11 protein-coding genes are annotated in these 14,715 nt (G+C 43.6%); 6 read left to right on the top strand and 5 right to left on the bottom strand.

Features of this window, described 5'->3' with window-relative positions; genetic code table 11:
• The first annotated feature begins 161 nt into the window (after window positions 1-161).
• The 6 genes from DYC50_RS01015 (at window position 162) to purL (ending at window position 8,346) form a co-directional block, all read left to right on the top strand.
• Complete coding sequence (locus DYC50_RS01015; RefSeq protein WP_103855177.1) at window positions 162-434, top strand: YhdT family protein; 273 nt, start codon at window positions 162-164, stop codon at window positions 432-434.
• Window positions 435-451: 17 nt separating this feature from the next.
• Window positions 452-1,879, top strand: coding sequence for a sodium/pantothenate symporter (gene panF, locus DYC50_RS01010; RefSeq protein WP_115248651.1), 1,428 nt, complete (start codon window positions 452-454; stop codon window positions 1,877-1,879).
• Window positions 1,880-1,896: 17 nt separating this feature from the next.
• Window positions 1,897-2,778, top strand: a complete 882-nt coding sequence (gene prmA, locus DYC50_RS01005; protein WP_115248650.1) for a 50S ribosomal protein L11 methyltransferase — start codon at window positions 1,897-1,899, stop codon at window positions 2,776-2,778.
• Between the two features lie 216 nt (window positions 2,779-2,994).
• A complete protein-coding gene (gene dusB, locus DYC50_RS01000; RefSeq protein WP_115248649.1) occupies window positions 2,995-3,993 on the top strand; it encodes a tRNA dihydrouridine synthase DusB in 999 nt (332 codons plus the stop codon).
• A complete protein-coding gene (gene fis, locus DYC50_RS00995) occupies window positions 3,974-4,273 on the top strand; it encodes a DNA-binding transcriptional regulator Fis (RefSeq protein ID WP_103855173.1) in 300 nt (99 codons plus the stop codon). Before dusB ends, fis begins: the two co-directional genes overlap by 20 nt.
• A gap of 179 nt (window positions 4,274-4,452) precedes the next feature.
• Entirely contained in the window at window positions 4,453-8,346 is a 3,894-nt protein-coding gene (purL, locus tag DYC50_RS00990; protein WP_115248648.1) for a phosphoribosylformylglycinamidine synthase, read from the top strand.
• Window positions 8,347-8,476: 130 nt separating this feature from the next.
• On the opposite strand, the gene asd is transcribed toward purL, so the two are convergent.
• The 5 genes from asd to DYC50_RS00965 form a co-directional block, all read right to left on the bottom strand.
• On the bottom strand, window positions 8,477-9,592 hold the full coding sequence (gene asd, locus DYC50_RS00985) for an aspartate-semialdehyde dehydrogenase (protein ID WP_103854427.1): 1,116 nt from the start codon (window positions 9,590-9,592) through the stop codon (window positions 8,477-8,479).
• 324 nt (window positions 9,593-9,916) lie between these two features.
• Entirely contained in the window at window positions 9,917-10,831 is a 915-nt protein-coding gene (ftsX, locus tag DYC50_RS00980) for a permease-like cell division protein FtsX (protein ID WP_115248647.1), read from the bottom strand.
• A 10-nt stretch (window positions 10,832-10,841) separates the two neighbouring features.
• Window positions 10,842-11,492: a cell division ATP-binding protein FtsE gene (gene ftsE, locus DYC50_RS00975; protein ID WP_115248646.1), complete on the bottom strand. Its 651-nt coding sequence runs from the start codon at window positions 11,490-11,492 to the stop codon at window positions 10,842-10,844.
• A 183-nt stretch (window positions 11,493-11,675) separates the two neighbouring features.
• Window positions 11,676-12,665, bottom strand: coding sequence for an amidohydrolase family protein (locus DYC50_RS00970; protein ID WP_103853597.1), 990 nt, complete (start codon window positions 12,663-12,665; stop codon window positions 11,676-11,678).
• A gap of 300 nt (window positions 12,666-12,965) precedes the next feature.
• On the bottom strand, window positions 12,966-14,711 hold the full coding sequence (locus DYC50_RS00965) for a DUF3413 domain-containing protein (RefSeq protein ID WP_115248645.1): 1,746 nt from the start codon (window positions 14,709-14,711) through the stop codon (window positions 12,966-12,968).
• Between the last annotated feature and the right edge of the window lie 4 nt (window positions 14,712-14,715).

Below are 14,715 nucleotides of genomic sequence, written 5' to 3'. Positions count from 1 at the left end.
TTTCTTGCTCAACAGCAATAACGATTAACCGACAATTTTCAACATATTTAAGGTGATTTTTGTCGATATATTTTGCTAAGATTAGATGTGGGCGAACAACGAAGTTCGCCCTCGATTTTGCTAGCAATAAAGGTGAAAAATACAGGAGTGCAACTCACACTATGAAACAACATTCTCGTTATCAGCAAGCGACAAAAGAAGCACGTTGGGCCTTTGGGCTGACCTTGCTTTATGTTCTGGGCTGGTGTTTATGTGCTTATTTGCCAAAAGGGCAGCAAGGGCCTTTGGGCTTTCCGCTTTGGTTTGAGCTAGCCTGTATTTATTTGCCCGTGCTATTTATTGTGGTGGCTTATTGGGTGGTAAAAATCGTCTATCAAGAGATTGATTTAGAAAATATTGAGCCAGAAAACAAGGACACTGAGCAAGGACGTTAAATAAGGATATTGGAACAATGAATCTTGGCATTATTTTCCCCCTAGTGATTTATCTTGCCTTTGTGTTTGGCGCGGCGATTTATGCTTATACAAAACGTTCCAAAGGGGATTTTTTAACAGAATATTATGTGGGTAACCGCTCAATGACCGGCTTTGTGCTAGCGATGACCACTGCTTCCACCTATGCCAGTGCTAGCTCTTTTGTGGGCGGCCCGGGTGCGGCGTATAAATTTGGCTTAGGCTGGGTGTTGCTTGCAATGATTCAAGTGCCTGCGGTATGGCTGGCATTAGGTGCGCTCGGGAAAAAATTCGCCTTGCTCTCGCGTGAAAGTAAAGCCTTAACGATCAATGACTTATTGCTTTATCGTTATAAAAATAAATATTTGGTTTGGATTTCTTGTATCGCCTTGCTCATCGCCTTTTTTGCTGCAATGACGGTACAATTTATCGGTGGTGCGCGCTTATTAGAAACCACCATTGGCATTAGCTACACCAATGCGCTACTGATTTTTGCCGTTACCGTAGGGCTTTACACCTTTATTGGCGGATTTCGCGCCGTGGTACTAACCGATACCATTCAAGGAACGGTGATGATTCTTGGCACGATCATTTTGCTCGGGGCGACCATTTATGCCGCAGGCGGAGTAGAAAGTGCGGTGCAAAAACTTAACGAAATTGACCCGCACTTAACCAGCCCCTATGGGCCAAATGATATGCTCGGCTTTCAGTTTATGGCCTCTTTCTGGATTTTAGTCTGCTTTGGCGTGGTAGGCTTGCCACACACTGCGGTGCGTTGTATGGCGTTTAAAGACAGCAAAGCCTTGCATAACGGAATGTTAATCGGCACGGTGGTGCTGGTTTTAGTGATGCTAGGAATGCACCTTTCGGGAGCATTAGGGCGTTCGATTCTGCCTGCCTTAGAAGTGCCAGATCAGGTGATTCCAACTTTAATGTTGCAAGTGCTACCGCCGATTGTGGCAGGGATTTTCTTAGCTGCACCAATGTCAGCCATTATGTCCACCATTGACGCGCAACTGATTCAATCATCATCAATTTTTGTGAAGGATTTATATCTCAGCGCCAAGCCAGAAATGGCGCAAAATCAGAAAAAAATTAGCTGGATTTCTTCAATAATTACGCTAATTTTGACCGTACTTTTGATCTTGGCTGCGTTAAATCCACCTCAAATGATCATCTGGCTCAACCTTTTCGCCTTTGGGGGCTTGGAAGCTGCCTTTTTATGGGTAATCGTGCTGGGGCTATATTGGCAAAAAGCTAATGCCGTTGGTGCAATTTGCTCAATGGTGGTGGGCTTGGGCAGCTATGTGGGCTTAACGGCCGCAAGTATTAAACTGTTTGATTTTCACGCCATTGTGCCGTCTTTATTGTTTGGCTTAATTGCCTTTTTGATTGGCAACAAATTTGGCGAAAACGCAACAAAATAAATTAAGAAGGAAAAATTATGGCTTGGGTTCAAATCCGCATTAATAGTACTAATCAACAAGCGGAAACGATCAGTGATTATTTAGAAGAAATCGGTTCGGTTTCGGTAACTTTTATGGATAGCCAAGATACCCCGATTTTTGAACCGCTCCCTGGGGAAACTCGTCTGTGGGGCAACACCGATGTTATCGCTTTATTTGACGCTGAAACCGATATGCAACAGATTGTCAGTTTGCTTAAAAATGCGGGGCATTTAAGCGAAGAAACCGCTTATAAAATTGAACAAATTGAAGATAAAGATTGGGAACGTGAATGGATGGATAATTTCCACCCAATGCAGTTTGGCAAACGTTTATGGATTTGCCCAAGCTGGCGTGAAGTGCCCGATGAAAATGCCGTGAACGTGATGCTCGATCCTGGTTTGGCTTTCGGAACTGGCACGCACCCCACCACCGCACTCTGTTTAGAATGGCTCGATAGCCTAGATCTGAATGGCAAAACAGTCATCGATTTTGGCTGTGGTTCAGGGATTTTAGCGATCGCTGCGTTGAAATTAGGGGCGAAAAGTGCCATCGGCATTGATATTGATCCGCAAGCCATTTTAGCCAGCCGCAACAACGCGGAACAAAATGGCGTGAGCGACCGCCTACAACTCTTTTTAGCCAAAGATGCACCGCAAGATTTGCAAGCCGATGTGGTGGTGGCCAATATCTTAGCAGGGCCATTAAAAGAACTAGCGCCAACCATCAGCCAGCTCGTAAAAACACAAGGTAAACTCGGGTTATCAGGCATTTTAGAAAGCCAAGCACAATCTGTCTGCGAAGCCTATCAAGAGCAATTTTCCCTTGAACCCGTGGCAATCCGCGAAGAGTGGTGTCGTATTACTGGTGTGGCAAAATAAGCCAAAATTCCCCCGCACTTGTCAAGAGCGCGGGGCATTTTTTTATCTGGAAAATGGATTATTTTGAATAAAAGTCAAAGAAAGCGAAAAAAATAGATTTTGTTCAAAAAATATGCTTTTCAAATGGGTGAAAAGTGCGTATTATAGCACGCCTTGCCCGTTGTGGCTGGCGATAGATTGTGTGTTAAAAGGTAGTAACTTGTTAGGGGTAGCGCAGTGCGAATTGGTGATTATCAATTAAAAAACCGTATTTTGCTTGCGCCAATGGCAGGGATTACCGACCAACCTTTTAGACGTCTTTGTGCGAACTATGGGGCAGGATTGACCTTTTCAGAAATGATGGCGAGCAATCCGCGCGTATGGCATACAGAAAAATCGAAACAACGTCTTGCTTATCATCAAGATGTAGGCATTAACGCTGTGCAAATTGCTGGATCTGATCCGCAGGAAATGGCACAAGCTGCGCAAGTGAATGTGGGCTATGGGGCAGAAATTATTGACATCAATATGGGCTGTCCTGCAAAGAAGGTAAATCGTAAATTGGCAGGTTCTGCCCTTTTGCAATATCCCGATTTAGTACAACAAATTCTTGAAGCGGTGGTGCGTGCTGTGGACGTGCCTGTAACACTAAAAATTAGAACAGGCTGGGATCGACAAAATCGAAACTGCGTGGAAATCGCTAAAATTGCCGAACAAGCAGGTGTGCAAGCCCTCACCATTCACGGGCGAACTCGTGAATGTTTATTTGAGGGCGAAGCCGAGTACGACAACATTAAAGCGGTGAAACAACAGGTTTCTATTCCAGTGATTGCCAATGGCGATATTACATCGGCACAAAAGGCCCAAGCGGTGCTTGATTACACCGGTGCTGATGCAATAATGATTGGGCGTGGTGCGCTAGGTCAGCCGTGGATTTTTCAATCTGTGGCAGGGCTAGTGGAAAACGGCTCAACAACTTTAACACCAAGTTTAAAAGAAAAGTGCGGTGTTATTCTGCGACATATTCAAGAACTTCATCAATTTTATGGCGAAGAAAAAGGGTATCGCATTGCACGCAAGCACGTTGCTTGGTATTTACAGGGAATTCAACCTAATTCCAGTTTTAGACAGACTTTTAATGCCATTACCAATGCGAAAGCGCAAATAACGGCATTGGAAGAATTTTTTAATTTGATTTTATTGGATAAAGACAACAATGTTAGAACAACAACGTAATCCAGCTGAAGCTCTGACTGTTTCAGTATTAAATTCACAATCTCAAGTAACAAACAAACCACTTCGTGATTCTGTGAAACAAGCGATCAGAAATTATTTAGCTCAATTAGATGGTCAAGATGTGGACGATCTTTATGAATTAGTTTTATCGGAAGTTGAACACCCTATGCTCGATATGATTATGCAATACACTCGCGGTAATCAAACTCGTGCAGCAACAATGCTTGGCATTAACCGTGGCACATTACGCAAAAAATTAAAAAAATACGGTATGGGCTGATCTTCCAGCTATCTTCTGAATAAATGAATAAAATGACACCGCACTTTTTAAGTGCGGTGTTTTTTTGTGGCAAATTTTCCCTATTCTTGTTGCCCAATCTTTTACGCAAACGTTTTCGTTTTGCTAAAAATTACTCTATAATAGCCCCGTTTTCATTAATCTAACCAATGGTAAAGTCTATGTTGCAGATTTTTCGTGGCTCACCAGCCCTTTCCCCATTCCGTTTAAATCAACTTTCTCTTCGCTTCCAACAAGCTCAGCTTCCTGTTAAATCCTGTTATGCCGAATATGTCCATTTTGCCGAGCTCAGCGAAGCACTGAATGCGCTTGAAGAGCAAGAATTAACCCAGTTATTGCATTATGGCCCAACCTTGGCGCAACACGGACCGCAAGGGGAATGTTTTATTGTGATCCCACGCGTTGGTACTATTTCTTCTTGGTCATCAAAAGCCACCGATATTGCACACAATTGCGGTTTAAATAAAGTGGTGCGTTTAGAGCGTGGGTTGGCGTTTTATTTTGAGTTAGAACGTGCGTTAAATGAGCAAGAGCAGGCTCAACTCATTAGCCATATTTATGACCGAATGATGGAAACGGTGATCCGTACGCCACAAGAAGCGGAAGTGCTATTCCAACAACAGCCGCCAAAAGCATTTACTCGTGTGGATATTTTGGCTGGTGGACGTAGCGCGTTGGAGCAAGCAAATGTGGAACTTGGCTTGGCATTGGCAGAAGATGAAATTGATTATTTAGTGGAAAATTTCACCGCACTTGGGCGAAATCCAACAGATGTAGAACTTTATATGTTCGCACAAGCCAATTCAGAGCATTGTCGCCACAAAATTTTTAATGCAGATTGGATCATTGACGGCGAAAAACAAGAAAAATCCCTGTTCAAAATGATCAAAAATACCTTTGAGAAAACCCCAGATTATGTGCTTTCTGCTTATAAAGATAACGCGGCGGTAATGGAAGGTTCAAAGGTTGGACGCTTTTTCCCTGATCAAGATGGACAATATCGCTACCATAACGAAGATGCCCATATTCTAATGAAAGTGGAAACTCACAACCACCCAACGGCAATTTCCCCTTTCCCGGGCGCGGCAACAGGATCGGGCGGCGAAATCCGTGATGAGGGGGCAACAGGGCGTGGCGCAAAACCAAAAGCCGGCTTGGTTGGCTTTTCCGTTTCTAATTTGCTGATTCCTGATTTTGAGCAACCTTGGGAAAATCCATTATCTAAGCCGAACCGTATTGCTTCTGCCCTAGACATTATGTTGGAAGGGCCTTTAGGTGGAGCGGCATTTAACAATGAATTTGGTCGTCCTGCTTTGCTTGGTTATTTCCGTACTTATGAAGAAAAAGTAAACAGCTTTAACGGCGAAGAAGTGCGCGGCTATCACAAGCCAATTATGCTCGCAGGCGGTATCGGGAATATCCGTGCAGAACACGTGCAAAAAGGTGAAATCCCTGTGGGGGCGAAATTGATCGTGCTTGGCGGCCCTGCGATGAATATCGGCTTAGGCGGTGGTGCGGCTTCTTCAATGGCATCAGGCAAATCGAAAGAAGATTTGGATTTTGCTTCTGTACAGCGTGATAACCCTGAAATGGAACGCCGTTGCCAAGAAGTGATCGACCGCTGTTGGCAAATGGGTGAGGACAATCCAATTCTGTTTATCCACGATGTGGGCGCAGGTGGTTTATCTAACGCAATGCCTGAGCTTGTTCACGATGGTGGGCGTGGCGGACGCTTTGAATTGCGTGATATTTTATGTGACGAAAAAGGAATGTCGCCGTTAGAAATTTGGTGTAATGAATCGCAAGAACGCTATGTGCTGGCTGTTGCGCCAGATAAATTGGCCTTATTTGAGCAACTTTGTCAGCGTGAACGTGCGCCATTTGCTGTGATTGGTGAAGCCACAGAACAAGAACATCTCACCTTGCACGATGATCATTTCCATAATGATCCGATTGATTTACCAATGAACGTGTTGCTCGGCAAAACGCCAAAAATGACGCGCGATGTGGTATCTAAACAAGTGCATAATCCACCGCTTGATCAATCAACTATTGAATTAAAAGAAGCGTTACACCGTGTATTACGCTTGCCTGTAGTGGCTGAGAAAACTTTCCTGATTACCATTGGTGATCGCTCCGTAACGGGTATGGTGGCGCGCGATCAAATGGTTGGCCCGTGGCAAGTGCCAGTGGCTGACTGTGCGGTAACCACCACCGCTTTAGATAGTTACCACGGTGAAGCTATGGCAATGGGCGAACGCGCGCCTGTGGCATTGTTAGATTTCGCTGCTTCTGCCCGTTTAGCCGTGGCAGAAAGCCTAACCAATATTGCCGCAACAGATATTGGTGATATTAAACGCATTAAACTTTCTGCTAACTGGATGTCTGCCGCAGGGCATACGGGCGAAGATGCCGGGCTTTATGAAGCCGTGAAAGCCGTAGGGGAAGAACTTTGCCCGCAATTAGGCTTGACCATTCCAGTGGGGAAAGACTCAATGTCTATGAAAACCACTTGGCAGGAAAATGGCGAACAAAAATCCGTTACCGCACCGCTTTCCTTAGTTATCAGTGCCTTTGCGCGCGTGGAAGATGTGCGCAAAACCGTTACGCCACAATTACGCACAGATAAAGGCAACAGCCGTTTATTATTGATTGATTTAGGTGAGGGCAAAAATCGCTTAGGTGCAACGGCATTGGCACAGGTTTATAAACAATTAGGTGATAAACCCGCAGATGTAGTGAATGTGGAAAGCCTGAAAGGCTTCTTCAATGCAATGCAACAACTGGTGAATGGACAAAAATTGCTAGCTTACCACGATCGTTCAGACGGCGGCTTGATCATCACCCTTGCCGAAATGGCTTTTGCAGGGCATTGTGGTGTTTCTGTGGATATTAGTGCGTTGGGCGATAACGATCTGGCCGTGCTGTTTAATGAAGAATTAGGTGCAGTGATTCAAGTGAAAGACAGTGATCTGGCCGCTGTTCGTCAGGCTTTCGAGCAAAATGGCGTATTACATTTACTGAAAGAACTTGGCACGGTAACCACAGACAATCAAGTTGAAATTATGCGCGGCACGAAAGTGTTATTGAAAGAAACGCGTTCTGAACTGCGTGGTATTTGGGCCGAATTGACTCACAAAATGCAGGCATTGCGTGATAATCCAGAATGTGCCGATCAAGAATTTGCTGCGAAGAAAAATCCAAATGATAAAGGCTTCTCCGTGTCTTTAACTTATGATGTCAATGAAGACATTGCCGCCCCTTATATTGCTACAGGTGTGCGTCCACGCATTGCCATTTTGCGTGAGCAAGGGGTGAACAGCCATTATGAAATGGCAGCCGCCTTTGACCGCGCAGGTTTTGATGCTATTGATGTGCATATGAGCGATTTACAACAGCAACGTCATCACTTAAAAGACTTCCAAGCCCTTGTTGCTTGTGGTGGTTTCTCTTATGGTGATGTGTTAGGTGCTGGCGGCGGCTGGGCAAAATCTATCCTATTTAACACCGCACTTCGTGATCAATTTGCCACTTTCTTTGAGCGTGAAAACACCTTTGCTTTAGGGGTATGTAATGGTTGCCAAATGTTAGCGAATTTGGCTGAAATTATCCCGGGAACAGAAGCCTGGCCACGTTTTGTGCGTAACCAATCAGAGCGTTTTGAAGCGCGTGCTGCAATGGTTCGCATCAATGATACAGCGTCTTTATGGTTTAATGGAATGGCAGGCTCTCATATGCCAATCGCGGTTTCGCACGGTGAAGGACGTGTTGAGTTCAAAAACGATCAACAACTTACAATGTTGCGTGAGCAAAATTTGATTATCGCGCAATATATTGATAATGATCTCAAGCCAACCACTCAATACCCAGCCAACCCAAATGGCTCAGTGGACGGCATTACCGCACTCACTAACCGCAACGGACGTGTTGCCATTATGATGCCACACCCAGAGCGTGTTTACCGTGCAGTTTCTAACTCGTGGTATCCAGAAGACTGGACAGAAGATGGTGCGTGGATGCGATTATTCAGAAATGCGAGAGTGGCGTTGAAATAATCACGCTTAGAAAAGAGAAAGTGCGGTGATTTTTCACCGCATTTTTTATGTTGAATGACAAGCAAAAAAATAACCCATTGATGTTCAATCAATGGGTTATGTGATGGGCTAAATTAAGCCACCAACTGTTTTAAGCCACTAGCTGTTTTAAAATACGGCGAACTGGTTCTGCTGCGCCCCATAATAATTGGTCACCAACAGTGAAAGCAGCAAGATATTCAGGCCCCATTGCCAATTTGCGTAAACGTCCCACTGGTACGCTTAATGTACCTGTTACTTTAGCAGGCGTTAATTCACGCAAGGTGGTTTCTTTGTCGTTTGGAATCACTTTCACCCATTCGTTGTGAGAAGCCAAAATTTGCTCAATTTCGTCTAATGGTAAATCTTTTTTCAACTTAATGGTGAATGCTTGGCTGTGGCAGCGTAATGCGCCGATACGCACGCATAAACCGTCCACTGGAATTGGATTGTCGCTTAAACCTAAAATTTTGTTGGTTTCTGCGTAGCCTTTCCATTCTTCTTTAGTTTGCCCTGTTTCTGGCAATAATTTGTCGATCCAAGGAATTAAGCTGCCTGCAAGCGGTGCGCCGAAGTTATCAATCGGGAATGACGCATCACGCATTTTTGCGGTTACTTTGCGTTCAATGTCTAAAATTGATGAAGCGGGATCGGCTAATTCTGCTTTAACAGAATCTTCTAATTCACCCATTTGCACCAATAATTCACGCATATTTTTTGCGCCCGCACCAGAAGCCGCTTGGTAAGTGGCAACGGATACCCATTCCACTAAATCACGCTCAAATAAACCGCCTAGCGCCATTAACATTAAACTTACTGTACAGTTTCCGCCAACAAAGGTTTTCACGCCATTTTTTAGCCCTTCGCTGATCACGTTTTGGTTTACTGGATCAAGCACGATGATTGCGTCTTTGTCCATACGCAATGCAGAAGCGGCGTCAATCCAATAACCGTTCCAGCCGGTTGCTTTTAATTTTGGATACACTTCGTTGGTGTAATCACCGCCTTGGCAGGTAACGATAATATCTAATTTTTGTAATTCAGCGATGTCAAAGGCATCTTTTAACACGCCTGCATCTTTACCTGCAAATACAGGGGCTTTTTGACCTGCTTGTGAAGTGGTGAAAAAGATAGGATTAATGTTCGCGAAATCATTTTCTTGTTGCATACGATCCATTAGCACCGAGCCAACCATTCCACGCCAACCGATAAAACCAACGTTTTGCATAAAATTTTCCTTATAAGTAATGTTGTGTTGAAAATAAAATTTGAGTGAATTATGCACAGAAAAAGGGTTAAAAGAAATAACCATTAGGCTTTAATTCACAGGAAATTAATTACGTTAAACCGTGCAAAAAAACGTACAAGATAGCGTAAACAAAAGCAAGCGTTTTTCTAAAAAAAGTTGTGAATAATTGATCTTTCAACAAAGAATTTTTAATTTCACTGATCGTTCATTGAAAAAATAGGAAAAATGCTGGAAAGCAAAAGAAAAATCCCCTTTGTCATAGCGTAAAGGGGATTAAAAGAAAGCGCAAAGAAAAGGTAAAGATTAGCTGTATTTTTTCGCCGATAACCAAGCTGCGGTGTAGCCCACCAGCGCGCACATTGCGAGCAGAAAGAGCAACTCACCGATCATTATGCCGTGTAGCTCAAAGTTTACGGCGAAAATTTCTGTTACATATTTCACCGCACTGGTGAAATAACCAATCACAATGGCACTGAAAATGCAGGCAAATAATCCGCCCAGCACGGCATAAATTATGCCGGTATAAAGGAAAGGGCGTAGGATAAATTGATCCGTTGCGCCAAGCAGTTTCATTACTTCAATATTGGCTTTATTGCTGTACACATCAGAACGAATACTGTTGCCAATCACAAGGAAAACAGAAATGGTCATCAAAATGGTACAAACCACGGCGATATGGGCAATCAGCCACGAAAGTGCGGTGAGTTTTTCCATTAAATTATTGTCTAAACGCACTTCTTGTACGCCTTTAATGTTGGCGAGATTTTCCCGCAATTCATTGCGTTTTTGACTTTCGTTGTAGGCTTTGGCAGGTTTAATAATCACCACCGCAGGCAAAGGATTATCATCTAAAATATCCAAGCCCTCAGTGAAACCAGACCAATTTTTGAATTCATTAAGGCTCTCTTGGCGAGAAACATAATTCAGGCTTTCCACCCCTGCTTGTTGGCGAATTTTTTCCACCACTAAATTGGCATCGGCTTCTGTAAGATTTTTATGCAAATAAACGGTCAGTTCACTTTCAGGATAAAACTGCGTGGTGGCCTGATGAATATTTTTCCACAATAAATAGCTCACCGTTGGCACAGTCAGCGAAACGGCAATAACAAGGATCGTTAATAAGGTTGCATATTTTTTCTTAATTAGATCTGCCAGCACGGCTCGTAACACATAATGGGTTTGAACCCACCAAGAGGCATTGATTGGACGAGAACTCATTGGGCTTTCCTTAACGTAAATGGCCTTGTTGCAAAATTAAACAAGGTTTTGGTTTTTGTTGAACAATATTAATATCGTGAGTGGCAATGATAACGGTCATACCAAGGCGGTTAAATTCTTCAAATAAATTAAAAATATCCAAAGAAAGGGCATTATCTAAATTGCCTGTTGGCTCATCGGCGAGTAATAATTGTGGTTTATGCACAATGGCACGGGCAATGTCGACACGTTGCTGTTCACCGCCAGATAAATGGATTGGTAAGTGATTAGCACGATCACGCAAGCCAACGCGATCTAACGCCGCTAAGGCACGACTTTGCGCTTCTTTTGGGTGAATTCCTGCAATGATAAGCGGCAACGCCACATTATCCACAATACAACGATCGGCAAGCAGGCGATAATCTTGATGCACCATACCAATTTGGCGGCGTAAGAAGGGTAATTCGTGTTTAGACAGGCGTGTAATATCGTGTCCGTTAAACCAAATTTGCCCACCATTGGCACGTTCCATACCCATAATCAGTTTTAATAGAGTACTTTTCCCCGCGCCAGAATGCCCGAGAACATAGCTCATACTCCCAACCGGAAGATGAAAATTTAATCCCTGCAAGGCTGGCTTGCCGCCTAAATAAGCCTTGCTGACGTTTTCAAAGCGTATCATCGTTGTTATCTCTTTTCTTTTTATGTTAAGTGAATGATTATAACGGATATTCTTATTTTTTGAGCAGAAAATTTGGTGTGATGCTAGAATTTTATCAATTTTAGTGTGCGGATAAGGCATAAAGTGCGGTAGAAAATCGGTAAATTTTCACCGCACTTTTTTACTGCTTGTGGAATTGGACGATTAAACGTCCAAGCCCAGCACTTTTCGTCCGTTGATACTGGCGATGTTTACCATTGCGTCTAAATCTGGGAATCGGCAGCCTGCGGCGAGTAGGCTGAGTTCTTGCCACATATCCCCTTCACAGAGTGGCACCATATAATCGCAGATGTTATCTGTGCCAATGGCAACGGTGATGTTTTCTGGGATCATTTCATCAACAGGGGTGAGTGCATTGTGGAACGGCATTAAATCTTCTTTACGGTTACTGTCAATCCACGCCATTGGGCAGGCGATCATCATCATTTGTGCTTGGCGCATTTTTTCGTACAGTTTGTAACGATATTCACGGGAATGTGCGCCGATAGAAATACCGTGAATCGCCACCACACGTCCTTCCATTCCGTGTTCAATGGTTTTATCGCACAGTTGTTCTGTTTCTTTTTCTTTTGGTGTGTTGAATTGATCAACGTGAACGTGGCACATAATGCCGAGGGATTTGGCTTTATCGAGCAGAATATCCATTGCTTCCAAGCCACGTCCGTAATCCAGCTCATCACGATAAGGCAGCCCGCCGATCATATCCACCATTTCCGAGCCAATATCGAACCATTTTTTCGCGGTGGGTTCAATTACGCCTTTCAGGGTTTGATTGGCGAATTTAAGGGTGATGTCGTGTTTATACACGTCGCGGGCTTTGTGGGCAGCGATGATGGCGCGATCTTCACAAATGGGATCAATATCCACAAAAGTGCCAAAGGCGGTTACCCCTTGCGAGATCATCAATTCAATAGCTTGGCAAAAGCGCGCATAATAGTCATCTACGGTGGAAGTGCGTTTGACTTCGTCCACTAAATCCCATTTTTGTTGCAAGTTGCTCGTATGATAAATGCCGATTTTCTCCGGCGTCATTGTGAACGCACGGTCAGCGTGAGCGTGTGAGTTTACCCAACCGCCTTTCTTGATAATTTCATCTCTGATATAGGTTTTAAAGCTACGAACGTGATTACGCATAATTTTCTCCGTAATAATGAAAGCGAGGCGGACAATAGGCTAGATATGAAAAAATCCCAATAAAGTGGGATCTTGTTATTAAGAGAAAATAGCTTTGCGCTCAAGCGGTGAACGTCTTGATTGGTGTGTTGTGTAATGTTATGAAAAATTCGCAGATTTTTACTTAATAACATTCTATCTTGTCCAGATTGATTTGAATAATAAAACAGGCGAAATGCCTTTGTTGGGGCGATAGTATAAGCGGTTCAATAGTAAAAATATAATTGGTTTTAACTATTGGTTGCCTGAATTATATTCGTTTTATTTTTCAAAAAAGGCATTATCTTGATTAAACACTTCTAAGAACAAGCCCAGCGGTGGCGTGCGTGAAGAGGCCTTTTCATAAGTGCGGTCATATTTTTGATAATTTCCGCGCCGATCAATGTGGTATTGCGTGCCGTTGGCGGTGATGATCACATTCCAGCGATAATTGCCTGCTTGCACCCAAGTGCGGCGTAATTCAGGATTAAATAAATCCACTCCTTGCGCATAATCAGAAGCTGGATTTTGCAAGCCAAATAAATGTTTCATTAAGGCGGGCAAAATGTCTGTGTGGCTGGTGAGTTTTTCCACTTGACCTTGCGCTAACCCTTGCCACGCAATAATCAGCGGAACCTGAATTTGTTCTGGCGCAAAATAGTTGCTTTGTTGTTTTTCACTTAATGGCTTGAAGTGATAGCCCTCTTCGGCGGTGATCAAAATTAACGTATTTTGACGATCCACTTGGCTTAATACGCTATCTAGCAAACCGTCCAATTCATTTAGTTGAAGCGCATAGCCTGTTTCATTTAAGTCTTTTGGTATGGCCAAACTCAAATAGCTGAAATAAGGCTTTCCGCTATGGCGTTTCGCATACCAATTTTGCCACTGTTGCACGCTGGCTTGATTGCTGCGCACTTTGTGATCTAATTTTTGCTGATTAAACACATTCTGGCTTAACAAGCTGGCGTGAAATCCATCGCTGGCAAATAATCCCAGCTGATAAGGGGATTTCTCTTGTTTGAGCGCGTTAATGAGTACTGATGGCGTTTTGTTGCTTAATAGGCTATCGGTGTAGTTCGCCGTTAATCCGTAGAACAAGCCTGTTAAGGCGGTATTGTTGTTATTGCCCGTGCTGTAATGATTGAGATACTGCGTGGCTTGCTCGGCAAAGGCGCTGAGTTTTGGCATTTTGTCTGCGCTGACAGCATCATAACGCAGTCCAGATACCGTGATCATCAGAATATTGCTCGGCTTAACTGGAGTAAAATGCAATGGCGATTTTGGATAATCGATCTTTAAGGCTTCAGGTCGCCCTTCTTGTTCTAGGGTTTGGCTATATTGATCCTTATCTAAGAAACCGTGCTTTTCCAAGAAAGAGCGCGCCGTCATTGGGTAAGACAGCGGAAAATTGGATTTTTGCATTGTGATCGGGCGATAGATAAAGGCATCTGCCCAAGCATAAATTAAATGAGTGGCAATAAAGGTGCAAACAAAGAAAACGCCCACGCCCTTGAGCCATTTTTGCCGTTCAAGGCTGCGCAATTTTTCCCACGACCAACGAGAAAACAGCATTTGAATGAGCAGAATAATCGGCATTGGCACAAAGAACAGTTGCCAGTTGCGCGAAAGTTCGCCGTTATCAGGATTCACCAATAAATTCCACACAAGGGAAGAAAGGTGAAAATTAAAGCGGGCGAAAACTTCGGTATCGACTAATAATAAGGTTGCGCCAATGGTGGTGAGAATCACGCTCATCCCACGGAAAGTGCGGTTGTTTTTTACGATAAAACTGAGCGGAAAAATAATCAGTAAATACAGGGCAAAAACAATAAAACTAAAATGCCCGAGTAGGCTGATGAAAAAATAGAGCTTGCCAAACAGCGTGTCTGGCCAATCGATCAAAAAGGCGTAACGCGCGCCAATGACAATCGCCCAAAGGATATTAAAAAAAGCAAACCAATGCCCCCAAGCGATTTTTCGCGAGGTGTTTTCACGATATTGTTTGCTTGTTTTAATGCCAAACATTTGA

It is taken from the genome of Avibacterium avium (assembly GCF_900454535.1).
Taxonomy (GTDB): domain Bacteria; phylum Pseudomonadota; class Gammaproteobacteria; order Enterobacterales; family Pasteurellaceae; genus Avibacterium; species Avibacterium avium.
This window is presented reverse-complemented; position numbering and strand designations above follow the sequence as displayed.